This window comes from Streptomyces sp. NPDC054794 (assembly GCF_053611585.1).
On the sequence record NZ_JBSHAQ010000019.1, the window covers coordinates 100,880 to 123,766 of the forward strand.

The window sequence follows — 22,887 nt, forward strand, 5'->3', positions numbered from 1 at the left end:
CCAGGAAGGTCGAAGTAGGGGCGGTCTCAGCCCGCGAACCAGCGCACCGGCCGGGGCGCCAGGTTCTGGTAGACGTGCTTGGTCTCGCGGTACTCGGCGAGCCCGGTGGGTCCGAGCTCACGGCCGACGCCGCTCTTGCCGAAGCCGCCCCACTCCGCCTGCGGAAGGTAGGGGTGGAAGTCGTTGATCCAGACGGTGCCGTGCCGCAGCCGTCCCGCGACGCGCCGGGCGCGGCCCGCGTCGGTGGTCCAGACGGCGCCGGCGAGGCCGTACTCCGTGTCGTTGGCGAGGAACACCGCCTCGTCCTCGGTGCGGAAGGTCTCGACGGTGAGGACCGGCCCGAAGACCTCCTCCCGGACGACCTTCATCTCCCGGTGGCAGTGGTCGAGGACGGTCGGCTCGTAGAAGTAGCCGGTGGCGGGCCGCTCGGCGGACGGCTCGGGACGCTTGCCGCCGCTGCGCAGCACCGCGCCCTCGGCGAGGGCCGAGGCGACGTACGCCTCGACCTTGGCGCGCTGCTGCTCGGAGACGAGCGGGCCGCACTCCACGCCCTGCTCGGTGCCCCGGCCGAGGCGGATGCGCTGGGCCCGGCGGGCGAGTTCGGCGACGAAGCGGTCCCGGACGGACTCCTCGACGATGAGGCGGCCGCCCGCCGAGCAGACCTGCCCGCTGTGGATGAAGGCGGCGTTGAGGGCCTGGTCGACGGCGGTGTCGAAACCCTCGTCGGTGGCGCAGGCGTCGGCGAAGACGACGTTGGGGTTCTTGCCGCCGAGTTCGAGGGCGACCTTCTTGACGCTCGGGGCGGCGGCCTGGGCGACCTTGACGCCGCTGACCAGGCCTCCGGTGAAGGAGACCAGGTCGACGTCGGGATGCTCGGCGAGCCGGGCGCCGACCGAGTGCCCGGGCCCGGTGACGAGGTTTGCGGCCCCGGCGGGCAGCCCGGCCTCGGCGAGCAGGTCGATCAGGGCGATCGTGGTCAGCGGGGTGATCTCGCTGGGCTTGATCACGAAGGTGTTCCCGGCGGCGAGCGCGGGCGCGATCTTCCAACTGGCCTGGAGGAGCGGGTAGTTCCAGGGAGTGATCAGCGCGCAGACCCCGACGGGCTCGTGGACGACCACGCTGTGGATGTCGGCCGAGCCCGCGTCGACGACCCGGCCCGGGGCCTCGGCGGCGACGAGGTCGGCGAAGTAGCGGAAGGCGTCGGCGACGCAGTCGATGTCGACGCGGCCCTCTTCGAGGGTCTTGCCCGCGTCCCGGCTCTCCAGCAGCCCGAGTTCCTCGCGGTCGCGGACCAGCAGGTCGGCGACCTTGCGCAGCAGCGCGGCCCGTGCGGCGACGGGCGTGCGCGGCCACTCGCCGGCGTCGAAGGCGCGGCGGGCGGCGGCCACCGCGAGCTCCGCGTCCTTCTCGTCGCCCTCGGCGACCACGGCGATCGGCCGGGCGTCCGCGGGGTCGAGGATCTCGCGCGTCGCGCCGGAGACCGCTTCCTGCCACACCCCTCCCGCGTGAAGGGTCGCCCCGGCCCGTCGTTCCGTTCTGTCCGCCATGATCGGTATTGCCTTCCGTTCCTGTTCAGTGCCCCTGTGTCACACACGTGTCACTCTCGGGGACCGCCACCGCCTGCCCCGGACCTCGGATTGCATGCGCAATCAGTGGGGAAAGTGCGCGGCGTCACTGAGGATCCGGACACAGTTCGGACATTGGGGGACAAAAACCGCCTCAGAAGTCGGTCGGCGGGTCCTCCCCCACCCGGCCGTCGATCGACTCCCGGATCAGGTCGGCGTGGCCGGTGTGACGGCCGTACTCCTCGATGAGGTCGATCAGCAGCAGGCGCAGCCTGGGGTTTCGGCCGTCACGGGTGGTGAAGGCCGCGCGGTGGTCGGCCCCGGCCTCCGCGGCCGCCTGCCGCACCTGGGCCCGGGAGCGGGCCACGGCCTCGCGCCACAGCCCGTACAGCCGCTCGGGGCTGTCGGAGGCGGCCGAGCGCCACTCCCAGTCGGGCTCGGCGTCCCAGTCCACCGCGTCCCACGGCGGCGGCATCGTCCGCCCGGTCAGCCGCCGGGTGAGGTACTCGTCCTCCACCAGGGCCAGATGCTTCAGCAGCCCGCCCAGGGTGAGGGCGGAGGACGGGATCCGGTGGGCGAGGCCGGCCGCGTCCAGGCCCTCGCACTTCCAGGCGAACGTCCTGCGCTGCCGCTCCAGGGAGCCGATCAGGGTGTCGATCTCGCTCCCCTCGACGGGCGGCTCGCGCAGGACGGATTCCGTGCTCTCGGTCATGCCGGGGTTCTCGCTCATGACGGGCACGCTACGGTCCGTTCCGGACGATCGGCTGCCGGAATGTACGGGGACTTCGATGACGCACGACGAGAGCCCCACCGCCCGCGCCCTGCTGCTCCTGGAGCTGCTGCAGAACAGCCCCGGGATCACCGCCGAGCGGCTGTCCGGCCGGCTCGGCGTCTCCGAGCGGGCCGTGCGCCGGTACGTGGGGATCCTGCGCGAGGCCGGGATCCCGGTGGAGTCGACGCGCGGCCCGTACGGCGGCTACCGGGTGGGCCGGGGGCTGCGGCTGCCGCCGCTGACGTTCACGGCGGCGGAGGCCCTGGGGCTGGTGATGGCGGTCCTCGACGGCCATCACGACGCGGCCGACCCGGCGGGACCGGTGGGCGCCGCGCTCGGCAAGATCCTGCGGGTGCTCCCGGAGCCGGTGGCGCGCCCGGCCGCGGCCGTCCGCACGGTCAGCACGCGCGGCGGCGACCCGTACGCCACGACACCCGACGCCGCCACCACGGCCGACCTCGTCCGGTCCTGCGCCGAGGGCCGCCGGCTGCGCGTCGGCTACCGGCTGGGGGCGAAGGGCGTACGGGAGATGGAGGTCGACCCGTGGGCCGTCGTCGTCCACCACGGCCGCTGGTACCTGCTGTGCTGGTCGCACACCCGGGACGCCCGACGAGTCCTCAGGGTGGACCGGATCACCGGCGTCGCACCGCTCGACGCGACCTTCGCCCCGCCCGAGGACCTCGACCCACTGGCCACCCTGGAGGAGCACCTCTCCGAGGGCTGGACGCACGAGGTCGAGGTCCTGATCGAGGCGCCCGCCGAGCGGGTCGCGCGGTGGCTGCCACGCAGCGTGGGCCGCCCCGAGCCGATCGACGAGCACACCACCCGGCTGCGGGCCACGACCGACGAGCCCGACTGGTACGTCCGGCAGCTCGCCGAGCTCCGGGTCCCGTTCCGGATCGTCCGGCCCGAGGAGCTGCGGGAGGCCGCCCGCGACCTCGGACGGCGGCTGCTGGCCGTCGGCGACCGGGACGAGGACGGCGCTTAGGGGTTGATGTCACGGGTCGGCCGGCGGGTCACCAGGTCCCGTACGCAGGAGCGCAGCCAGGCGTGGGCCGGGGCGGCGTCGTGGCGGGGGTGCCAGGCCATCCCCAGCCGGAGCGTGGGGAGTCGGAGCGGCACCTCGAAGGTGGCCGGCCCCAGCGCGGCGGCCAGCGGCAGCCCGCCGACGCGGGCACGCCCTACGGGCTGTACGTCGTCTGGCTGCTCGTCATCTCGGCCGGCACCGGACTGTCCATGCCGGCCCCGACCCTCGGCGTCGTCACCTCCCTGCCGCCCCACCAGGCGGGCCTCGGCTCCGGTCTCGGCACCACGGCCCGCGAGACCGGCGCGGCCCTGGGCGTCGCCGTCACCGGCACGATCCTGGCCGCCCACCCCGACCTCACCGACGGCATGGGCCCGGCCCTGCGCACGGTCGCGCTGCTGGTGCTGGCCGCGACGGCAGTCGTGGTCGCCGAGTACGCGGTTAGGTTCGGGACGCGGTCAACCGCACGAGGCGCCCGTAGGGCAGAACGAGGCGACCGCGGCGTCGAGGGGGGTCCGGACCTCGGCGGCGGGCAGGTCCTCGGGGCCGCTGGAGCGGATCGCGTAGAGGGTGCCGTCGGCCGCCTGGAAGCGGTGGTCGATGACCTGGCGGGCGCCCTTGTCCCGGTCGTCGTAGCGGTACGACAGCTCGGCCCAGGAGTCGCCCGAGGTGCGGTCGAGGGACTGGTAGCCCGGCTGGTGCGAGTAGCCGTAGTCGGCGTTCTCCGCCAGGTCCAGGGACTCGGCCGGGGTGGACTCCGAGAGCTCGAAGATCTGCAACTGGCGGCCGTCGGACGGGGCGTCGTAGAAGACCACCATGGCCTTCTCCCCGTGCTTCTGCCTGCGCTGCCAGCCGTCGGGGACGTTGAGGGTGTAGCCGACCGGGTCCCGCTGGGCGCGGTAGCCCGACGGGGGCGAGGAGCCGAGCGTCGAGGCCGACGGGCCGTCCGACGACCCGCTCGCCGAGACGCCGGCACCGCCGCCCGCCGACCCTCGCGCCGCGGGTCCGGTGTCGTCCCCGCGCCCGACGTACCAGACCCCGAGCGCGGTGCCCACGGCGACGACCAGCACGGCGATGACCGCGAGCGCCCGCCCGGCCCCGCGCGGGCCCGCCGTACTCCCGGTGCCCGCCCCGTACGAGGGGGTCTGCTGAGGCGGCGTCCAGCCCGGCTGCCCTAACGGGGTGGGACCGGCAGTCCCCCCGTCGATCGGGGGCACGGGCACGCTCACGTACGTCTCGGCGGACGCCCAGGGAGACCCGGACTGCGACGCCGGCGCGGGCGGCGGAGGCGTCGTGGGAGCGTCATGGCGCCGGTCGGACCGCGGCGGCGGCGGATCACCGGCGCGCCGGTCCGCCCCGGGCGTCGTGGGCGGCGGGGGCGTCGTGGGAGCGTCGTGGCGCCGGTCCGCCCCGGGCCGCGGGGGATCGTCCGCGCGGCGATCGGCCCCCTGCTGTGCGGACGTCGACTCCTGGGTGAACCAGGACGCCTGGCCTCTGTCCTCGCCGGGCTCGTGCCGTGGCCCGGAGTCGTGGCCGTCCTGACCGGTGCTGTCCCATTCACTCATCGCGAACCCCCCGAATCACCGCGCGTAGTACCGCTCTTGACGGTAGCGGTGAAAACGGGCGCGGGCCCCGTTCCGGCAGAAAACCGGAACAGGGCCCGTGCGGGTTCGTCACGGAAACCGTCCGCCGGACGGCTGCCGCTTCGCTCAGATGAGGCCGAGGGCGCGGACCGCGTCGCGCTCCTCCTCCAGCTCCTTCACCGACGCCTCGATGCGGGCGCGGGAGAACTCGTTGATGTCCAGGCCCTGGACGATCTCGTACACGCCGTCCTTGGTGGTGACCGGGAAGGAGGAGATCAGGCCCTCCGGGACGCCGTAGGAGCCGTCCGACGGGATGCCCATGGACGTCCAGTCGCCCTCGGCGGTGCCGTTGACCCAGGTGTGGACGTGGTCGATGGCGGCGTTGGCGGCGGAGGCGGCCGACGAGGCGCCACGGGCCTCGATGATCGCGGCACCGCGCTTGGCGACGGTCGGGATGAACTCCTCGGCCAGCCACTTCTCGTCGTTCACGACCTCGGCGGCGTTCTTGCCGGCGACCGAGGCGTGGAAGATGTCGGGGTACTGGGTGGCGGAGTGGTTGCCCCAGATGGTCAGGCGCTTGATGTCGGCGACCGTGGACCCCGTCTTCTTCGCGAGCTGGGTCAGCGCGCGGTTGTGGTCCAGGCGGGTCATCGCGGTGAAGCGCTCGGCCGGCACGTCCGGGGCGGCGGCCTGGGCGATCAGGGCGTTGGTGTTGGCCGGGTTGCCGACGACCAGGACCTTGATGTCGTCCGCGGCGTGGTCGTTGATGGCCTTGCCCTGCGGCTTGAAGATGCCGCCGTTGGCGGAGAGCAGGTCGCCGCGCTCCATGCCCTTGGTGCGCGGGCGGGCGCCCACGAGGAGGGCGACGTTGGCGCCGTCGAAGGCCACGTTCGGGTCGTCCGTGATGTCGATGCCCTGCAGGAGCGGGAACGCGCAGTCGTCCAGCTCCATGGCCGTGCCCTCGGCGGCCTTCAGCGCCGGGGTGATCTCCAGGAGGCGCAGCTTGACCGGCACGTCCGCGCCGAGCAGCTGGCCGGAGGCGATGCGGAAGAGCAGGGCGTAACCGATCTGGCCGGCCGCGCCGGTGACGGTGACGTTCACGGGAGTGCGGGTCATGGCGTTCTCCGTATGACAGCTGGCGGTGGGGCGTCCCTGCCCCGGGGGTCCGGATCCCGCGCCCCGGCTCGTGACCGGTGCCGCTGCGATGATCGATCACGGGTACGGATGATCGATCTCTTGGCGTCAAGAGAGATCCAGCGGTCAGGCTATCGCGCCCGTGGGATCCCCGACGTCCGGGCTCATGTGGCCCGTCCCACAGGGCGGCGAAAAAGGCGGCCGCCCGTCCGGGAGAGGTGGAACGGAAACGGCCGCCGGTCGGGGGTACCGACTTTCCGGACTCCCGTGGGGGTACGGTTCGCGTGCCCACGATTCCGGCGGCCATGCCTGCTCACCGCGGTTTCTTTTTTCTTTTTCCGGGTGCCGCCGCCCTACTGCGTGCACCCCGTCCGTCCCGAGGCCAGCGTCGCGCACGCCTTCACCTCGGCCGCGTCCTTCACGGCCACCATCGGCGTGTACGCGATGGTGTCACCGGCGGTGGTGATGTCGCCCTTCTGCTTGACCTTGCCCAGGGTGACCTCGACCCGGTCGCCCTGCGCGGCCCCGGTGATCCGCCCCCATGCCGCACCGCAGGTCTTGCTGTAGCGGACTTCGAGGACGGTCGTGCCGACGGTGGCGCTCTTGGCGGTGGTCACCAGGTCGCCGCTGCACCCCATGCTCTCCGCGTCCTTGCCGGTGCAGCCGGCGCCGGCGCACTTGACGCCGGGGGGCAGGTCGGGGTTGGCGGTGGCGGACGGGGACGGCGACTTGGCCGCGCCCTCGGGCTTCTTGCCGTCGTCGGGGCGGAAGAGGAAGAAGACGGCGGCGATGACGACGAGCACGCCGACGGCGCCCGCGAGGAACATCGTCACCCGCCGCCCGCCCCCGCCCGCGCCGGCGGCGGAGCCGTCCGGCCGCGGACCCTGCGGAGGCTCGCCGTACGGGCCCGGCGTGCCCGGAGTCCAGCCGGCCCCCGGCGCGGAGGACGGCGCCGCGGGAGCCGCCGAGGACGCCGAAGGCGCCGACGACGCCGGGCCGGAGGCACGGCGGCTCGCCTGTGACGGACCCTCGTACCCGGCCACTTTCCAGGAGTTGGCGCCGCCCGCCGGGGACGCGTTGCCGCCGCCCGCCTGTGACGTGCGGGCCGCCTCCTCCCGGGCGTCGGCGTCGGGTGCCGTCGGCTGGGCCGGAATGGTGGGCGACACGCCCGCGGGACCGGCGATGCCGGGGGTCGCGGTCGTGCTGCCGCCCTTGCGGCTCGACTTGGTCCCGTTGGTCGCGTTGGTGCCGGTGGTGCCAGTGGTGCCGGCCGCCGGCCCGCCGGCGCCCGCCGCGGAACCGCCGAAGTCCCCGAGCGCGGCGCGCGCCTGGGAGATCCGGATCGCTTCCATGGTCATGTCGTGGCGCATCTCCGAACGGCTCCAGGCACGCTCGGCGAGCTCCCACATGGTCGTGAGGTGGATGGGATTGGTGCCGGTGACCTCGGCGAGCGCGACGATCGCGCCCTTGGGCGCGAGGAGCCGGCCGCCCAGGTAACGCTCCCAGGACGTCTTGCTGTAGCCCGTGCGGTCGGCCAGCGCCGCGATGCCCAGACCGCTGCGGTCCACGAGCCGCCGCAGCTGACTCGTGAACTCCTTGACCTGCGGATCGAGTTCATCAGGCAAGGCTTTCCAACGAGGCATTGTCGCCCCCCTCTTTTCCCCCGGTCGGTGCTGTTGTGTTCCCGCGCTGTCCCCGTGTGTGCCGCGCGCGTTGGGCCCTGTACCAGTCCCCGTTCTGGCTACCCACAGGGATGTGCTCCCCGAGGGTCGTAGTTCCCGGGATGGGGGCGCACGGGAGCAGAAGGGCCCATTGGGCATGCACCGTTGCACGCCGACCGCTCCTCGGTCCACCGGACCGTCCCGATTGGACACGTTAGCCCGTTTGTGCGAAGCCCTCCGCGCCCGACCTCGAATCTGTCAACAGATCGGCACAGGGGCTGCATATCCGTGACCTCGCACGTCACAGGGGGGTTCAGGTCACCCCAGGACCACAGCGCCGCCCACCGCGACGAGGAGCAGGACGAGCAGCAGCAGGACCGCGTAGAGCAGTAATCGGCCGGTCGGACGGGACGGGGACCGCTCCTCGGGCCGGTCCCACCACGGCAGGGTGGGGTCGTCCTCGTATTCCTCGTACCCCTCGTCGCCGTCGGGCCGTTCGGTCCCTTCGGGCGGCGTCGCGGGGCGGGGCCAGGCCTGGACGGCCAGTTCCCAGCGGACGGCGTGCCGTTCGGCGTCCGTGTCCTCCAGGCCGGCGACCCGGCACAGGGCGACGACGGCCTGCCGGGGCGGCGGCTGGACGGCGTTGAGATAGCGCTGCCAGGAGGACTTGCTGTACGCGGTGCGCGCGCCCAGTGCGACCAGGCTGAGGCCGGTGCGGTCCTTGAGGATCCGCAGCTGCTCGACGAAGTTCCGTACCTCCGACGGGAGTTCCTGCGGCAGCGGCTGCCAGCCGCCCATCGTGCACCTCCACGGCTCTTGCCCCGCGTCCTGCCTCGCGTTGCCGGCTCTGAGCAGGTGACGATGCCGGACGGCCGATCGGTTCCCGGGTCCGTGACAGGGCGCGGACCCCGTACCGGAACGGTCACCTCCGTGCCACAGCGCGCTGACAGGCGTTGAACGGACTGTCGCCGGTGCAGGAGTGTGGATCGCGGCGGCGGTCCGTCCCCGCTCGGGGGAGAGGGCGGGCCGCCGTCGTGCGCCGGACGCCGGGTCGGACATGTCCGGCCCGGCAGGCTCTAGTTGTTGTCCAGCGTGAAGTGCAGGGTGTCCTTCAGGAACGGGATCTCCAGCCACGGCTTGGGCTGGGCCATCAGGGCCAGCAGGACGATCGCCAGGCCCAGGACGCCGTACGTGACGATGTCGGTGAAGCGGGAGCGCACGGCGAGCATGCCGACGCCGGGCAGCACCCAGCGCAGGACGGCACCGGCGAGCAGCGCCGAGCCGACCACCAGCATCCCGAACCGGAACATGTCGAGCGCGGTCAGCAGCAGACCGATGCCGACCACGGACAGCACGAGCAGCATCGGCCACTGCCGCGCGGGCGCCGGGGCGGCGCCGGAGGCGGCCCGGCCGCCTCCCTCGGGCCGCGCGGTGTCACGGGTGAACAGCGGGAATCGGCGCGTGGTGCGCCGCGGGTGCCCCTCGGCGTCGGGCGCGCTGATCGCGTCACGCACGGTCGGCTCCGCCGGCTCCTCGCGGACGGTCCCCGCGGCCCGGTCCTCACGGACGGTCGACTCCGCCCTCTGCTCGCGCACGCTCGGCTCCGTCCGTTCCTCGCGGGCGGTCGGCTCCGTCCGCTCCTCGCGGGCCGCCGGCTCCGCCTTCTGCTCGCGGACGGTTCCCTCCGACTTCCGCTTGTCCTCAGCCGGCACTGCGCTCCGCCGCCTCGACCACGTTGACGAGCAGCTGCGCGCGGGTCATCGGACCCACGCCGCCCGGGTTCGGGGAGATCCAGCCGGCCACCTCGGCGACACCGGGGTGGACATCGCCGACGATCTTGCCCTCGGCGTTGCGCGAGACGCCGACGTCGAGGACGGCCGCGCCCGGCTTGACGTCCTCGGGCCGGATCAGGTGCGCGGAACCGGCCGCCGCGATGATGATGTCGGCCCGCTTGAGGTGGGCGGACAGGTCGCGGGTGCCCGTGTGGCACTGGGTCACGGTGGCGTTCTCGCTGCGCCGCGTCAGCAGCAGCGGCATCGGACGGCCGATGGTCACGCCGCGGCCGACGACCACGACCTCGGCGCCCTTGATCTCGACGCCGTAGCGGCGCAGCAGGGTGAGCACGCCGTTGGGGGTGCAGGGCAGCGGGGCCGGCTCGTTCAGGACCAGCCGCCCGAGGTTCATCGGGTGCAGACCGTCGGCGTCCTTGTCCGGGTCCATCAGTTCGAGGATGCGGTTCTCGTCGATGCCCTTGGGCAGCGGCAGCTGGACGATGTAGCCGGTGCAGGCCGGGTCCTCGTTCAGCTCGCGGACGACCGCCTCGATCTCCTCCTGCGTCGCGGTGCCCGGCAGCTCGCGCTGGATGGAGGCGATGCCGACCTCCGCGCAGTCGCGGTGCTTGCCGGCTACGTACTTCTGACTGCCGGGGTCGTCCCCGACCAGGATCGTGCCGAGGCCGGGCGTGACGCCCTTCTCCTTCAGCGCCGCCACGCGGGCGGTCAGATCGGACTTGATCGCGGCTGCGGTGGCCTTGCCATCGAGAATCTGGGCGGTCATGCCCCCATCCTCGCGGATGACGGGGGCCTGGTTCCAATCCGGGTCCCGATCATGAGCGCCTCTTGCTCCCCTCATGATCAATGATGTTGCACTTGCACAACACATAGCGAATGCGGCTGGACAAGTAATAGTCGGCTAAAGAACGATGAGCACACAGTGCCGCGGGCAGTACCGGGGGGACGGACCGCATCTGTAGAACTCTCCTCCGAACAGTGCCGCGCGTCGTCCCCGCACTTCAGCGACGGAGGAAAGACCGCCATGAGTTTTGGCGACCCGAACAACCCGTACGGCCCGCCCCAGGGCCAGCAGCCCGGTTACCCGCCTCAGCAGCCGCAGGGCCAGCCCGGTTACGGCTACCCCGCCGCCCCTCCCCCGCAGCAGCCCGGCTACGGCTACCCCGCCGCCCCGCCGGTCCAGCAGTACGGCTACGGCATGCCGATGGAGATGCCGGGCCTGATGAAGACCTCGCGCGTGCTCCTGTTCGTGCTCGCCGGCTTCCAGATCCTGTTCGGTCTCATCGCCGGCATCGCCGTCGGTGCCGCGCAGGACGTCTCCAACGGTGTCGGTTCGGGCGACAGCACGGACACCCTGGCCGGTCTGGGCTTCCTGATCGCGGGTCTGCTGCTGGCCATGGGCGCCCTCTCGATCTTCCTGGGCGTCAAGTTCAAGACCGGCGGCAGCGGTATCCGCATCACCACGATCGTCTACGCGTCGCTGATGATCCTCGGCGGCATCGGCAACATCGTGAACGGCGGGAACGGCTCCAGCACCTTCGGCGGCCTGATCTCCCTGGCCATCGCCGGCATCATCCTCGCCTCGATGGTCAACAGCGCGGCCTCGGCCTGGTTCAACCGTCCGCGGTACTGAGCCGGATCGACCACCGCACGCACTCAGGGCCGTGTCCCACCCCGGTGAAGGGGGGACACGGCCCTGATGCGTTGCCGGTGATCAGTCGCCGGTGATCAGTGGAAGAAGTGCCGCGTGCCCGTGAAGTACATCGTGACGCCCGCCTTCTTCGCGGCCTCCACGACCAGTTCGTCGCGGACCGAGCCGCCCGGCTGGACGACGGCCTTGACGCCGGCCGCGGTCAGGATCTCCAGCCCGTCCGGGAAGGGGAAGAACGCGTCGGAGGCGGCGTACGAGCCCTGGGCGCGCTCGGCGCCGGCCCGCTCGACGGCCAGCTTCGCGGAGTCGACCCGGTTGACCTGGCCCATGCCGACGCCGACCGAGGCGCCGTCCTTGGCGAGCAGGATGGCGTTGGACTTCACGGCCCGGCAGGCCTTCCAGGCGAAGGCGAGTTCGGCCAGCTCCGCGGCGGACAGCGCCTCGCCGGTCGCCAGCGTCCAGTTGGCCGGGTCGTCGCCGTCGGCCTGCAGCCGGTCGGTCTCCTGGAGCAGCACGCCGCCGTCGACGGCCTTGACCTCGACCGGGTTGGCGGGGGCGCCGGCGGCCTTGAGGACCCGGATGTTCTTCTTCTTGGCGAGGGCCTCCACGGCCCCCTCCTCGTAGTCGGGCGCGACGATGACCTCGGTGAAGATCTCGGCGACCTGCTCGGCCATCTCCTTCGACACCGGGCGGTTGACCGCGATCACGCCGCCGAACGCGGACAGCGGGTCGCAGGCGTGGGCCTTGCGGTGCGCCTCGGCGACGTCCGCGCCGACCGCGATGCCGCAGGGGTTGGCGTGCTTGATGATCGCGACGCACGGCTCGTCGTGGTCGTACGCGGCACGGCGCGCGGCGTCCGTGTCCGTGTAGTTGTTGTACGACATCTCCTTGCCGTGCAGCTGCTCGGCCTGGGCGAGGCCGGTGCCGCTGCCGTCGACGTAGAGCGCGGCGGGCTGGTGCGGGTTCTCGCCGTAGCGCAGGGTGTTCTCGCGCTCCCAGGTGGCGCCGAGGAAGTCGGGGAACGGCGACTCGTCGACGGGCGCGTACGAGGAGGCGAACCAGGAGGCGACCGCCACGTCGTACGACGCCGTGTGCTGGAAGGCCTCGGCGGCGAGCCGCTTGCGGGTGGCCAGGTCGAAGCCGCCGTCCTTGACCGCGGCGAGGACGTCGGCGTACCGGGCGGGGCTGGTGACGACGGCCACGGACGGGTGGTTCTTGGCGGCGGCGCGGACCATCGACGGGCCGCCGATGTCGATCTGTTCGACGCACTCGTCGGGGGATGCGCCGGAGGCGACGGTCTCGCGGAACGGGTAGAGGTTGACCACGACGAGGTCGAACGGCTCGACACCGAGCTCGGCCAGCTGCCGCTGGTGGTCCTCCAGGCGCAGGTCGGCGAGGATGCCCGCGTGCACCTTCGGGTGCAGGGTCTTGACCCGGCCGTCCAGGCACTCGGGGAAGCCGGTGAGCTCCTCGACCTTGGTGACGGGGACGCCGGCGGCGGCGATGCGGGAGGCGGTGGAGCCGGTGGAGACGAGTTCGACACCGGCCTCGTGCAGCCCGCGGGCGAGCTCTTCGAGCCCGGTCTTGTCGTAGACGCTGACGAGCGCGCGCCGGATGGGCCGCTTGTTGCTCTCGGCGGTGGCGGTCACTGGATAACTACCTTTCGTCCCTCAATGCGATAGCCGTTGCGGGCGATCCGCCCCACGACCTCGACGAGCAGCCTTCGCTCGACTTCCTTGATGCGCTCGTGCAGAGCGCTCTCGTCGTCCTCGTCCCGGACCTCCACCACGCCCTGAGCGATGATCGGCCCGGTGTCGACGCCGTCGTCGACGAAGTGGACGGTGCAGCCGGTGACCTTGACGCCGTACGCGAGCGCGTCCCGCGCGCCGTGGGTCCCGGGAAAACTGGGGAGGAGGGCGGGATGCGTGTTGACGAGCCGCCCGCCGAACCGCGCGAGGAACTCCTTCCCCACGATCTTCATGAACCCGGCGGACACGACGAGGTCGGGCTCGTAGGAGGAGACGGCCTCGGTGAGGGCGAGGTCCCACTCCTGACGTGTCCCGTAGTCCTTGACCTTCCGCACGAAGGTCGGCAGCCCGGCGCGCTCGGCCCGCGCGAGCCCCTCGATGCCCTCGCGGTCGGCACCGACGGCGACGATCTCGGCGCCGTACGCCTCGGCTCCGGCGCGGGCGATCTCGTCGAGGAGCGCCTGCAGATTGGTGCCTGATCCGGAGACCAGCACGACGAGGCGCTTGGCCACGGGCTTGGCGGCCACAGTGGGGCCCTTTCTCGGGGGAGCGTTGTACGGCGGCCGGACTCGTACAACTCTTGTACATTCGTACGAGTGCTTCGCGCCCCGGGATACGGGGAAGTCTACGAAGCGGTCGACCGTCAGCAACGATACCGGCACTCCGAGCGGCCCCCACGGGACGGGGGCGTGGCCGGAAGGTAGCGTCTGGGAGGGAGCGGGCTCGGGAACGCGGTCGCCGTGCGGCGCGTTCACCCATCGACAGCTCACACCAGACAGGTCGTACCAGCCGTATTCATCTAGGGGAAGACGCTCACTTGATGCCGGACCGCAGCCTGCGACTTCTCACGTTCCCCCCGCCGTCGGCGCAGGGAGGGGAGCGCGGCGGCCTGCTGCTCCGGGAGCGGCCGGCCTCGCCGCCGGACGCGCCCTCGGGCCGGCAGGGCGGCGAGGAGCAGGCCGGAGCGCGGCAGGACGACAACCCGTTCGCGCCGCCCCCGGAGGGCACGCCGGACCAGCCGTGGCAGCCCCGGCGCCCGGCGGGCGGTCGGGACAGTTCCTCGGGTCAGTCCGGTTCCCCGGACCCCTCAGGTCACGGTCCTTCGGGCGGGAACCACTCCCCCTGGGGCAATCAGTGGAGCGACCGCCAGCCGGGCCGCTCCTCCGGCGGGTTCGGCGAGCGTCCCGGCGGCGGTCCCGGCGGCCCCGAGGGACAGGGCGGCGGCCCCGGCCCCGATATGCGCTGGGACCCCACGGACCCGGTCCAGCGCCGCGCCCGCTACGCGCTGCTGAGCGGCATGTGGGCCTTCTTCTTCGCCCTCTTCAGCTGGCCGTACGTGGCGCTGCTGCTCGGCGCCCTGGCCGTCTACTGGGGCGTCAGCGCGCTGCGCGCCAAGCCCCGTACGCCCGACCCCGACACCCCCGCCGCCGCCGAGCGGACCGGGCGCCCGCAGACCACGGCGGCCGTCAGCGGCATCGTCACCGCGTGCCTGGCCCTGGCCCTGGTCGCCGCGACCTTCACGGCCCAGCTGGTCTACCGCGACTACTACACGTGCGTGAACGACGCCCTGACCAACCAGGCGAAGCAGTCCTGCAAGCAGCTGCTGCCGCAGGAGCTGCGGGGCGTGCTGGGCGTCAACGGCTGAGCTACGGCCGACGGCACCCGGCGGGGCGGGGGAAAAGGCGCGGGCATCACAGCTCCGCAGGGGGCTCCGGAGTGTCCGGGGGTTCCAGAAAGTCCGGGAGTGCCGAGAAGTCCGGGTGCTCCGGGAGTGCCGGGAAGTCCGGGAAGTCCGGGAGTGCCGGACTGTCCAAGAGTTCCGGGGCGTCCGCGGGGCGCGGCGAGTCCGGGGCGTCCGTGGCATCCAGCGGTTCCGGTGGGATCGAGGCCTTCTTGAGGGCCGCCCAGCGCGCCTCGCGGGCGGCCTCGTCGTGCCAGGGAAACCCGGCCGGTTCGTCGGCGGGAAGAACGTCGTACGCGTCGAGGGCCTCGTCGGAGCCGTACGCCACGTAGGCCGCCGCCGATGCCGGCGCGGGCGTGGGGGCCGCTTCCGTGCCCCCGGACCGGTCGCCGGTCGAGCGGCTCCCCGTCGACGGCGCGGGCACGTCCGTCCCGGGCTTCCGGACCCCCGGGTCCACCTTCCGTCTCCGCCCGCGCAGCCGCCATGCCCGCACCAGCAGGGCCACCGGTACGCCCACCACGGTGATCCAGACCCCGGTCGCTGCGCCCGTCCACCACCACACGGGTCCGAAGCGCGCGAGCGTGGCCACCCCGAGCGGGCCGCCCGCCAGTTCGGCGAGCACCGCCAGCAGGACCGCGCACACCGCCGCCGCCAGCACGACCACTCCGGCGGTGCGCCGCGCCGTCCAGCGCGGCCGCCCCCCGCCCGCCGTCAGCCAGGCGACCGTCATCCCCGCGGTCACCGGCACCACCCCGGCCTCCCAGTTCAGCGGACCGCCGCTGCCCGCGTCCGGCACCGCCGCCAGCAGCGGGAACGGCGGCAGCAGCGGCGCGGGATCCGAGCCGAGCGGGTACACCAGGTGCCCGGCGCCGAGCACGAAGCCGGGCCCGAGGGCGTAGGACGCCGACCACACGGCCGCGTTCGGCACCAGGGCCGCGCACAGCAGCAGCACGGCGACCCGCCCCGTCCAGCCCTCCGTCAGCTGGAGCAACGAGGCGCGCGCCGCCCCGCCGTGTCCCACCAGCGACACCCCCAGCAGCAGGGCCCCGCCCCCGCAGAGCACCGCCGCCCCGGCACCGGCCGCCCGCACGGCCGTACCGAGACGTGTCCGGCCGTCCGTCTCGAGGTGCGGCCGGCGCAGCCTCCTGGGCAGCAGCGCCGACACTCCGGACAGCGGCTCGCGCGGGCGGCCGTACGCCGTCCACACCCCGGCCCCGGCCGCCCCGGCGGCGAGGAGCGGGAGACACACCGCCACCCAGGTCCAGTCGGGCCGCAGTTCACCGCCGGAGGTGTAGAGCGTGACGCCGGCGCCGACGCCGAGGTAGCCGAGGACGACGCCCGCCCATGCCGTCCACGCGCCGATCGGTGGCGGACCGTCGGCGTCGGCGGGCGCGTCCACCGCGTCCCGCGCCGCCCGGTACAGCAGCACGACCGGCACCGCCAGGAGCAGCAGCGGGGTGATGCCGAGGGGCGCGGGGACGCCGGAGAGCGTGTCGGTGCGCATCAGCTCCACCCCGTGCGCCAGCAGCCACAGCGCACCGGCGACGTGCAGCGCGTTGCCCGGCCCGCTGTCGGGATACGGCGAGCTGATCCACATCACCATCACGAGGACGGCGAACGAGCCGAGCCCGAGCCCTGCGGCGAGTACGCCGCTCACGAGGCTGGCGCCCAGTCCTGGCGAGCGGTCGCGCAGCCGGTTGAGCAAGGGGGCCGGCGACGGTCGGCGAACGGTCATCGGGATCACGATGGCCATGCTCCCAACGACACGCGCTTTCCGGGCGTAACAGGCAAACCCCCGATGTGTCGCTCAATATATGTTTATGTTCTTTTTCGTCCAAAGGGGTGCCCTGTGAAACAGAGCAACGAGGCCGCACAGGGGGAACTGACGCCCGCTCAAGCCTTCGACGCCCTGTACGCGTTCTGCGCCCCCGCCCTCGTGCGGCAGACGTATCTGCTCACCGGGCGGCGCGAGCTGGCGCGCGAGTCCGTGGAGCGCGCCTTCCAACAGGCCTGGCAGCATTGGCCGGAGGTGGCCCGGGACCGCGACCCGGCGGGCTGGGTGCGGGCGACGGCGTACGACTGCGCGCTCTCCCCCTGGCACCGCTTCCGCCTGCGCAACCCGGAGCCCGACCCGCCCCCCGCCGACACCGCCGACCGCGCGCTGCTGAACGCGCTCCTGAAACTCCCGCCGTCCTACCGCCGCACCCTCGTGCTGTACGACGGTGTCGGCCTCGGTCTGCCGGAGACGGCCGCGGAGACCGAGGCGAGCACTCCGGCGGCGGCCAGCCGCCTGACCCACGCGCGCGCCGCGGTGGCCGCCGGCGTGCCCGAGCTCGCCGACCCGGCCGCACTCCACCGGCGGCTCGCCGAACTGGCCTCCACCGAGCGTCTGCAGGTCACGAAACCGACCATGGTCCGCACCTGCGGCGAGCGCAGGACCCGCTTCTGGACCCGGGCCGCCATCGCCTTCACGATCGCCATCATCGGCTCCACGGCCCTGACCCTGCGCACCGCGCCCACCCGCTACGAGCCCCCGCTCGCGCCGCCGCAAGCGGTGCGGGGCGTACCCCCGAAAGCCGCCCTCGGCCCGCTGTCGCACGCGGAGCTGGACCTGCGCGCGAAGCTGCGGAAGGAGGCGGGCCATGGCCCGGAGAGGCTGATGCCGGACATCCGGTGAGCCGCCCCGGCCATGCGGAAGGGCCCGCACCCCCCGTGAGGGTGCGGGCTCTTGCGTGCCTGATCCGGCGTCAGCCGTGCAGGATCTCCCGGGCCAGCTTGGCCGTCTCGGTCGGCGTCTTGCCGACCTTGACGCCCGCGGCCTCCAGGGCCTCCTTCTTCGCCTGGGCGGTGCCCGACGAACCGGAGACGATGGCGCCCGCGTGGCCCATGGTCTTGCCCTCGGGGGCGGTGAAGCCCGCGACGTAGCCGACGACCGGCTTGGTCACGTTCTCCTTGATGAAGGCCGCGGCCCGCTCCTCGGCGTCGCCGCCGATCTCGCCGATCATGACGATCAGGTCGGTGTCGGGGTCGTCCTGGAAGGCGGCCAGGGCGTCGATGTGCGTGGTGCCGATGATCGGGTCGCCACCGATGCCGACGGCCGTGGAGAAGCCGATGTCACGGAGCTCGTACATCATCTGGTACGTCAGCGTGCCGGACTTCGAGACCAGGCCGATGCGGCCCGGCTTCGTGATGTCGCCCGGGATGATGCCGACGTTCGACTGGCCCGGGGTGATGATGCCGGGGCAGTTCGGGCCGATGACGCGGGTCTTGTTGCCCTTCTTGCCGGCGTACGCCCAGGCGGCGGCCGTGTCGTGCACGGCGATGCCCTCGGTGATCACGACGGCCAGCGGGATCTCGGCGTCGATGGCCTCGACGACCGCGTCCTTGGTGAACTTCTCCGGCACGAAGATGACGGAGACGTTGGCGCCGGTGGCCTCGATGGCCTCCTTGACGGTACCGAAGACCGGTACCTCCGTGCCGTCGAAGTCGACCTTCTGACCGGCCTTGCGCGGGTTCACGCCGCCCACGACGTTGGTGCCGTCACCGAGCATGAGCTTGGTGTGCTTCATGCCCGTGGCGCCGGTCATGCCCTGGACGATGACCTTGCTGTCCTTGTTGAGCCAGATAGCCATGGTGTGTTGTGTCCTCGTCCTGAGTGCTTACTTGGCGGCGTGGGCCAGCTCAGCGGCCTTGTCGGCCGCGCCGTCCATGGTGTCGACGCGCTGCACCAGCGGGTGGGCGGCGTCGGTGAGGATCTTGCGGCCGAGCTCGGCGTTGTTGCCGTCGAGACGGACGACGAGCGGCTTGGTGACTTCCTCGCCGCGGTCCTCCAGGAGCTTCAGTGCCTGCACGATGCCGTTGGCGACCTCGTCGCAGGCGGTGATGCCACCGAAGACGTTGACGAACACGGACTTGACGTCCGGGTCGCCGAGGATGATCTCCAGGCCGTTCGCCATGACCTGGGCGGAGGCGCCACCGCCGATGTCCAGGAAGTTGGCGGGCTTGACGTTGCCGTGGTTCTCACCGGCGTACGCGACGACGTCCAGGGTGCTCATGACGAGACCGGCGCCGTTGCCGATGATGCCGACCTCGCCCTCCAGCTTGACGTAGTTGAGGCCCTTCTCCTTGGCGGCGGCCTCCAGCGGGTTGGCCGCTGCCTTGTCGTGCAGCTCGTCCCAGTCGTGACGGAACTCGGCGTTGTCGTCGAGCGACACCTTGCCGTCCAGGGCGAGGACCTCGCCGGAGGCGACCTTCGCCAGCGGGTTGACCTCGACGAGGAGGGCGTCCGACTTGATGAAGGTGTCCCACAGCTTGACGAGGACGTTCGCGACCTGGTCGGCGACCTCGGCCGGGAACTTGGCGGCCGCGACGATCTCGCGGGCCTTGGCCTCGTCGACACCGTCGATGGGGTTGATCGGCGTCTGGGCGACGGCGTCCGGACGGGTGGCCGCCACCTCCTCGATCTCCATGCCGCCCTCGACGGAGGCGATGGAGAGGAAGGTGCGGTTGGCACGGTCGAGGAGGAAGGAGACGTAGTACTCCTCGACGATCTCCGGGGCGGTCTCGGCGATCATGACCTTGTGGACCGTGTGGCCCTTGATGTCCATGCCGAGAATGTCCGTCGCCCGGGCGACGGCCTCGTCCGCGGAGGCGGCCAGCTTGACGCCACCGGCCTTACCGCGACCACCGACCTTCACCTGCGCCTTGACGACAGACTTGCCGCCCAGCCGCTCGGTGATCGCGCGCGCCGCCTCAGGCGTATCGATGACTTCACCGGCCAGCACCGGTACATCGTGCTTGGCGAAGAGGTCCCTCGCCTGGTACTCGAACAGGTCCACGCGCTTCCGTCCCTATCAGTGATCTCGCGGTTCGTTGGATGCGTGGGCGTGCCGCGAAGGGCAACGTGACGTCCGCTGTGTCACAAGGGAAGCGCACACGGTGTCCGAGCGCGCGGCATGTCCGTCTCGCAGGTTATCGCCGCTTGCCGGGGGTCCCTAAATCGAGGGTCACACCTGAGCGGTGATACCTGTCACATGATGCCGGGTTCTCTGGCACGGCGTGCCGCGAAGGTGAGGCCTCACCGGGCTGGGGTTGACCCGGTGAGGCCTCTGGTTTGGCCCCGAACGGGGCCGGGGCGGCTGATCCCCACCCCAATGGGGACCAGCTCACCCGGACCGTGGGGTGTCGGCCGGACGGTCCGACGGCATTCGGCCGTCCGGTGTCCTCCGCCCCACGGAGTCGGTCGCGACGGGTCACTCAGACGCGGTAGGTCTGCCCGTCGTGCGCCGTGTACGTGTACGGGGCGTGCGCGGACGTCGCGTCCCGGACGTGGCCCGGGGCCACCGACTCGGCGACGCCGGCCACACCGGTGACCGCGTGCCCCGCGAGCGGGGCGGCGGTGGCGCGGACGGTCCCGGTCAGGTCCCGCGCGAAGGGCGCGGCCTGCCCGGCGACGCCCTGGGCGAACGGGGCGGCCTCGCCGGCCACACCGCCCGCGAACGGGGCGACGTCACCCGTCACGCCGTACGCCAGGCCGGTGGTTCCGTCGGCCACCGGCCGCACGGTCCGCACGGCCGTGTCCACGACCGGCCGGACCGCACCGGTGACCCCGTCGGCGAATGGCGGCACCTCGCCCGCCACGCCCTGCGCGAAGACCCCCGCCTGCCCGGTCACACCGTGCGCGAGCGGCGGTACGGCGCCGACGACACCGCCCGCGAAGGGCCGCACGTCCCCGCCCACGCCGTACGCGAGCGTGCCCGCGTCCGCCACGGCCTGCCCGGCGACCGGCACGACCCCGTGCACGGCGACACCGGCGACGGGCGGCAGTACGGCTCCCGTGGCGTCGTGCGCGACCTGCCCGGCCAGCCCGGTGGCGTAGGGCGGCACGTCCGCGACGACGCCGCCCGCGACCGGCTGGACGTCAAGGACGGCGCCCGTGGCGACGCCCCGCACGCCGGTGGCCGCGCGGCCGGCGACGACCGTGACGCCGTCCACCGCGTCGGTCGCGGTGGGCGCGACACCCGCCACCGCGTGCTGGGCGGCGGGCGCCACGCCCGCCACCGTCCGGTCGGCGACCGGCACCGCTCCGTGCACGGCGGCCGTGGCCACCGGCGGGACGGCCGCTGCGGCCGTCTCGTCGACCACCGGGGTGACGGTGCCGGGAACGGCCGCCACGGTGCCGACGGCCCGCTGCCGGACTCCGTCGACGGTGCCGGTGATGTGGCCGGGGACCGAGGCGACGGAGGCCTGGGCGGCGGCCGTCACGTGCCCGGCCCCGGCCCGGGCGGTGTCCGTCGCGCCCTGCGCGCCGGCGGCGGTGCGGCCCGCGCCGGCGACCGTCTGCCGGGCGGTCGTCCGGACGGCGCCGTCGACGCCCTGGGCGCGGGAGCGGGCGGACGCCTGGGTGGACTGGAGCCTGGTCTGGGCGGCGGCCAGGGCCTCCTCCACTTCGGGGGCGAAGGCGGAGAGCGGGCCGAAGAGGTAGTCGATCTCGCCCTGCGGGGTGGTCGCGTCGGAGGCGGTGCCGGTCGCCTTGGCGGTGGCCCGGTAGGTCAGATGGGTGACCCCCGCGTGCGCGGCGCGGGCCGCGTGGGCGCCCTTGATGGCCTGGGCACCCCGGACCTGCGTCTTCGCGGCGGCCGGGACCTCGGCGTCGGCGGAGCGGCGGGCACGGTCGGCGGTGCTGGTGGCTGTGCCGGTGGCGGCTCCGGCCGTCCGGTGGGCCTTGGCCGGCGTGCCCAGGGTGTCGGAGGCGGCGGACGTGGCCCGGTGGGCGGTGTCCGAGACGGTCGCGGTCGCGTCGCCGGTGATGCCGGAGACGGTGTCCCGCACCTCGGTCACGAGACCGTCGACCGTGCCGGTGACCGAACCGACCGTGCCCGTACCGGTGGCGTCGGCGGCCGTGTCCGGGACGGTCGCGGTCGGGTCCGCCACGGACAGGGAGGAGGCGGGCAGTTCGTCGGCGTTGGCCGCGGCCGAGCCGAGCGCCCACGCGCCGGTGACACCGGCGGCTATGACGATGGAGCGGCGGATGTTCTTGTTCATGCGTGCGTCAGATCCTTCGGATTCCGCGACGCCGGAGCCGTGTGGGCTGCCAGGGCGTCGGAAGCGCGACTGGGGACTTGGCCGTCCGGGGGTTCGAACCGGGGGAACCACGGGTTCGAAGGGGGGCCCGGACGGTCGGGCAGACCTGTTCCGCCCCCGCACGACAGGTCTGTGGCGGGGAGGAGGCCGTGGGTCCCTAGCCGGGGAAGACGGGGATGTCCCGGTGCCTGTCGCGGGTCCCGGCCGCGTCGACGCACGCGGCGGCACCGGGCACGAGCCGCAGCGGCGCCCGGCAGTTCAGCGTGACGGCATACACGTCACCGTGCCGCGAACCCCCGCCGTCCACCGCCGCCTTGCCCGGCGCGCCGTCCAGGTCACCGGTGGGCGCGGGGTAGGTCGGGGCGTCGGCGAAGTGCGCGGCGCCCCGCGCGTCGGTGTGTGCCGCCGGTCGCGGTGCGGGGGCGAGGGCGGTGCGGGTGAGGTCCGGTCCGTACGTTCCGGTCGTCGTCGCGGGTCGCGCCGTACGGGCCTTCGCTCCCGGGGTGCCTTTCGTGGCCGACGCCCGCGGTGCGCCGGGCCACTCGGTCCCGGGTGCCGCGGTGACCGGCGCAGGCAGCAACCGGCCCGGCAGGTCGGACAGTCCGGGGACGTCGGGCAGCGCGGGCACCGGCAGCGCGGGCGACGCGGGCAGCGACGGAAGCCTCGTCTCGGCCTGGTCGATGTCCTGGGCCACCGTCCCGACCAGGTGCCCGGCCGGGCGTACGACGCGGTGGGTGATGGTTCGGACGACGTGCCGGGTCACGGGAGTCACCACTCGGTGATCGGCGTGCTCGGCGTGATCGGCGCGCTCGACGGGAGCCGCGTGATCGGCGTGCTCGACGGGAGCGGTGACCACTCCGTCGACGACGCCGCGCACCGCGTTCCCGGCCGACGGCCCGGACAGGGCCGAGGTCACCGAGGGTGTCCCCTCCGCCGCCTGCGCCTGCTCCCCGGCGAGGACACCGAGCGCGAACAGACCGCCCACCAGCAGCGCCAGGTGCAGCGCACGCCGTCCGGCCGCTGTGCGCAGAACGCGCAGAGCGGTACCGGGCAGGGCTGCTGTCCAGGTCAAGAGGGGGTGGGTCCTCCCGTGCGGCGGAACAAGTGGCGAGGGGGCACGACGCGGGTGCCATCGATCCTTGCACGGCACGCCCGCGGTTGCGCAAGCCCCCCGTTACCGATGGGTAGTCATGTC

At 73.1% G+C, this 22,887-nt stretch carries 19 protein-coding genes and 1 pseudogene; 5 read left to right on the forward strand and 15 right to left on the reverse strand.

All coding sequences use genetic code 11. The features are described 5' to 3' along the window. Window positions 1–26: 26 nt before the first annotated feature. On the reverse strand, window positions 27–1,547 hold the full coding sequence (locus ACWGKT_RS21570; RefSeq protein WP_453274956.1) for an aldehyde dehydrogenase family protein: 1,521 nt from the start codon (window positions 1,545–1,547) through the stop codon (window positions 27–29). 172 nt (window positions 1,548–1,719) lie between these two features. Continuing rightward, a complete protein-coding gene (locus tag ACWGKT_RS21575) occupies window positions 1,720–2,295 on the reverse strand; it encodes a mycothiol transferase (protein WP_453274957.1) in 576 nt (191 codons plus the stop codon). A gap of 58 nt (window positions 2,296–2,353) precedes the next feature. Here ACWGKT_RS21575 and ACWGKT_RS21580 point away from each other — a divergent pair, with 58 nt between their 5' ends. Both ACWGKT_RS21580 and ACWGKT_RS21585 read left to right on the forward strand, forming a co-directional pair. Beyond that, entirely contained in the window at window positions 2,354–3,325 is a 972-nt protein-coding gene (locus tag ACWGKT_RS21580; RefSeq protein ID WP_453274958.1) for a helix-turn-helix transcriptional regulator, read from the forward strand. Between the two features lie 176 nt (window positions 3,326–3,501). After that, window positions 3,502–3,807, forward strand: a pseudogene (locus ACWGKT_RS21585) (MFS transporter); the annotation flags it as partial. A gap of 12 nt (window positions 3,808–3,819) precedes the next feature. On the opposite strand, the gene ACWGKT_RS21590 reads toward ACWGKT_RS21585, so the two are convergent. The 6 genes from ACWGKT_RS21590 to ACWGKT_RS21615 all read right to left on the reverse strand — a co-directional run bounded on the left by ACWGKT_RS21590 (window position 3,820) and on the right by ACWGKT_RS21615 (window position 10,295). Continuing rightward, window positions 3,820–4,926 carry a hypothetical protein gene (locus ACWGKT_RS21590; protein ID WP_453275000.1) on the reverse strand — a complete coding sequence of 369 codons (1,107 nt, stop codon included), beginning with the start codon at window positions 4,924–4,926 and terminating at the stop codon, window positions 3,820–3,822. A gap of 144 nt (window positions 4,927–5,070) precedes the next feature. Next, the gene (locus tag ACWGKT_RS21595) at window positions 5,071–6,060 is read right to left on the reverse strand and encodes a malate dehydrogenase (RefSeq protein ID WP_356145295.1); all 990 of its coding nucleotides are present in this window, start codon (window positions 6,058–6,060) and stop codon (window positions 5,071–5,073) included. Window positions 6,061–6,431: 371 nt separating this feature from the next. Next, complete coding sequence (locus ACWGKT_RS21600; RefSeq protein ID WP_453274959.1) at window positions 6,432–7,703, reverse strand: DUF2690 domain-containing protein; 1,272 nt, start codon at window positions 7,701–7,703, stop codon at window positions 6,432–6,434. A 354-nt stretch (window positions 7,704–8,057) separates the two neighbouring features. Then, on the reverse strand, window positions 8,058–8,537 hold the full coding sequence (locus ACWGKT_RS21605; protein WP_356145299.1) for a helix-turn-helix domain-containing protein: 480 nt from the start codon (window positions 8,535–8,537) through the stop codon (window positions 8,058–8,060). Window positions 8,538–8,815: 278 nt separating this feature from the next. Continuing rightward, window positions 8,816–9,253, reverse strand: coding sequence for a DUF3017 domain-containing protein (locus ACWGKT_RS21610; protein ID WP_453274998.1), 438 nt, complete (start codon window positions 9,251–9,253; stop codon window positions 8,816–8,818). A gap of 187 nt (window positions 9,254–9,440) precedes the next feature. After that, window positions 9,441–10,295, reverse strand: coding sequence for a bifunctional methylenetetrahydrofolate dehydrogenase/methenyltetrahydrofolate cyclohydrolase (locus ACWGKT_RS21615; protein WP_235457080.1), 855 nt, complete (start codon window positions 10,293–10,295; stop codon window positions 9,441–9,443). A 258-nt stretch (window positions 10,296–10,553) separates the two neighbouring features. On the opposite strand from ACWGKT_RS21615, the gene ACWGKT_RS21620 reads away from it, so the two are divergent. Beyond that, entirely contained in the window at window positions 10,554–11,162 is a 609-nt protein-coding gene (locus ACWGKT_RS21620) for a hypothetical protein (protein ID WP_356145301.1), read from the forward strand. A 95-nt stretch (window positions 11,163–11,257) separates the two neighbouring features. On the opposite strand, the gene purH is transcribed toward ACWGKT_RS21620, so the two are convergent. Next, window positions 11,258–12,829 (reverse strand): bifunctional phosphoribosylaminoimidazolecarboxamide formyltransferase/IMP cyclohydrolase, encoded by a 1,572-nt coding sequence (gene purH, locus ACWGKT_RS21625; protein ID WP_453274960.1) that lies wholly within the window; start codon window positions 12,827–12,829, stop codon window positions 11,258–11,260. Further along, entirely contained in the window at window positions 12,826–13,455 is a 630-nt protein-coding gene (purN, locus tag ACWGKT_RS21630) for a phosphoribosylglycinamide formyltransferase (protein ID WP_356145305.1), read from the reverse strand. Before purN ends, purH begins: the two co-directional genes overlap by 4 nt. A gap of 293 nt (window positions 13,456–13,748) precedes the next feature. Between purN and ACWGKT_RS21635 the strand changes: the two genes are divergently transcribed. Then, the gene (locus tag ACWGKT_RS21635) at window positions 13,749–14,573 is read left to right on the forward strand and encodes a hypothetical protein (RefSeq protein ID WP_453274961.1); all 825 of its coding nucleotides are present in this window, start codon (window positions 13,749–13,751) and stop codon (window positions 14,571–14,573) included. Window positions 14,574–14,619: 46 nt separating this feature from the next. On the opposite strand, the gene ACWGKT_RS21640 is transcribed toward ACWGKT_RS21635, so the two are convergent. Beyond that, the gene (locus ACWGKT_RS21640) at window positions 14,620–16,362 is read right to left on the reverse strand and encodes a cell division protein PerM (RefSeq protein ID WP_453274962.1); all 1,743 of its coding nucleotides are present in this window, start codon (window positions 16,360–16,362) and stop codon (window positions 14,620–14,622) included. Window positions 16,363–16,407: 45 nt separating this feature from the next. Here ACWGKT_RS21640 and ACWGKT_RS21645 point away from each other — a divergent pair, with 45 nt between their 5' ends. After that, entirely contained in the window at window positions 16,408–17,286 is an 879-nt protein-coding gene (locus tag ACWGKT_RS21645) for a sigma factor-like helix-turn-helix DNA-binding protein (protein ID WP_453274963.1), read from the forward strand. Between the two features lie 70 nt (window positions 17,287–17,356). On the opposite strand, the gene sucD is transcribed toward ACWGKT_RS21645, so the two are convergent. The 4 genes from sucD to ACWGKT_RS21665 all read right to left on the reverse strand — a co-directional run bounded on the left by sucD (window position 17,357) and on the right by ACWGKT_RS21665 (window position 22,764). Next, window positions 17,357–18,241, reverse strand: a complete 885-nt coding sequence (sucD, locus tag ACWGKT_RS21650; RefSeq protein ID WP_235457088.1) for a succinate--CoA ligase subunit alpha — start codon at window positions 18,239–18,241, stop codon at window positions 17,357–17,359. A gap of 27 nt (window positions 18,242–18,268) precedes the next feature. Continuing rightward, window positions 18,269–19,447, reverse strand: a complete 1,179-nt coding sequence (gene sucC, locus ACWGKT_RS21655; protein ID WP_235457089.1) for an ADP-forming succinate--CoA ligase subunit beta — start codon at window positions 19,445–19,447, stop codon at window positions 18,269–18,271. A 418-nt stretch (window positions 19,448–19,865) separates the two neighbouring features. After that, the gene (locus ACWGKT_RS21660; protein WP_453274964.1) at window positions 19,866–21,653 is read right to left on the reverse strand and encodes a hypothetical protein; all 1,788 of its coding nucleotides are present in this window, start codon (window positions 21,651–21,653) and stop codon (window positions 19,866–19,868) included. 196 nt (window positions 21,654–21,849) lie between these two features. Next, window positions 21,850–22,764: a hypothetical protein gene (locus ACWGKT_RS21665; protein WP_453274965.1), complete on the reverse strand. Its 915-nt coding sequence runs from the start codon at window positions 22,762–22,764 to the stop codon at window positions 21,850–21,852. Between the last annotated feature and the right edge of the window lie 123 nt (window positions 22,765–22,887).

Excerpts from the sequence above, each read along its gene's own strand:
- ACWGKT_RS21590 (WP_453275000.1), bottom strand. The coding sequence starts at position 4,926 with ATGAGTGAATGGGACAGCACCGGTCAGGACGGCCACGACTCCGGGCCA.
- ACWGKT_RS21575 (WP_453274957.1), bottom strand. The coding sequence starts at position 2,295 with ATGAGCGAGAACCCCGGCATGACCGAGAGCACGGAATCCGTCCTGCGC.
- ACWGKT_RS21615 (WP_235457080.1), bottom strand. The coding sequence starts at position 10,295 with ATGACCGCCCAGATTCTCGATGGCAAGGCCACCGCAGCCGCGATCAAG.
- sucD (WP_235457088.1), bottom strand. The coding sequence starts at position 18,241 with ATGGCTATCTGGCTCAACAAGGACAGCAAGGTCATCGTCCAGGGCATG.
- ACWGKT_RS21605 (WP_356145299.1), bottom strand. The coding sequence starts at position 8,537 with ATGGGCGGCTGGCAGCCGCTGCCGCAGGAACTCCCGTCGGAGGTACGG.
- ACWGKT_RS21660 (WP_453274964.1), bottom strand. The coding sequence starts at position 21,653 with ATGAACAAGAACATCCGCCGCTCCATCGTCATAGCCGCCGGTGTCACC.
- ACWGKT_RS21645 (WP_453274963.1), top strand. The coding sequence starts at position 16,408 with ATGTGTCGCTCAATATATGTTTATGTTCTTTTTCGTCCAAAGGGGTGC.
- ACWGKT_RS21635 (WP_453274961.1), top strand. The coding sequence starts at position 13,749 with ATGCCGGACCGCAGCCTGCGACTTCTCACGTTCCCCCCGCCGTCGGCG.
- ACWGKT_RS21580 (WP_453274958.1), top strand. The coding sequence starts at position 2,354 with ATGACGCACGACGAGAGCCCCACCGCCCGCGCCCTGCTGCTCCTGGAG.
- ACWGKT_RS21640 (WP_453274962.1), bottom strand. The coding sequence starts at position 16,362 with ATGGCCATCGTGATCCCGATGACCGTTCGCCGACCGTCGCCGGCCCCC.
- ACWGKT_RS21570 (WP_453274956.1), bottom strand. The coding sequence starts at position 1,547 with ATGGCGGACAGAACGGAACGACGGGCCGGGGCGACCCTTCACGCGGGA.
- ACWGKT_RS21595 (WP_356145295.1), bottom strand. The coding sequence starts at position 6,060 with ATGACCCGCACTCCCGTGAACGTCACCGTCACCGGCGCGGCCGGCCAG.
- ACWGKT_RS21620 (WP_356145301.1), top strand. The coding sequence starts at position 10,554 with ATGAGTTTTGGCGACCCGAACAACCCGTACGGCCCGCCCCAGGGCCAG.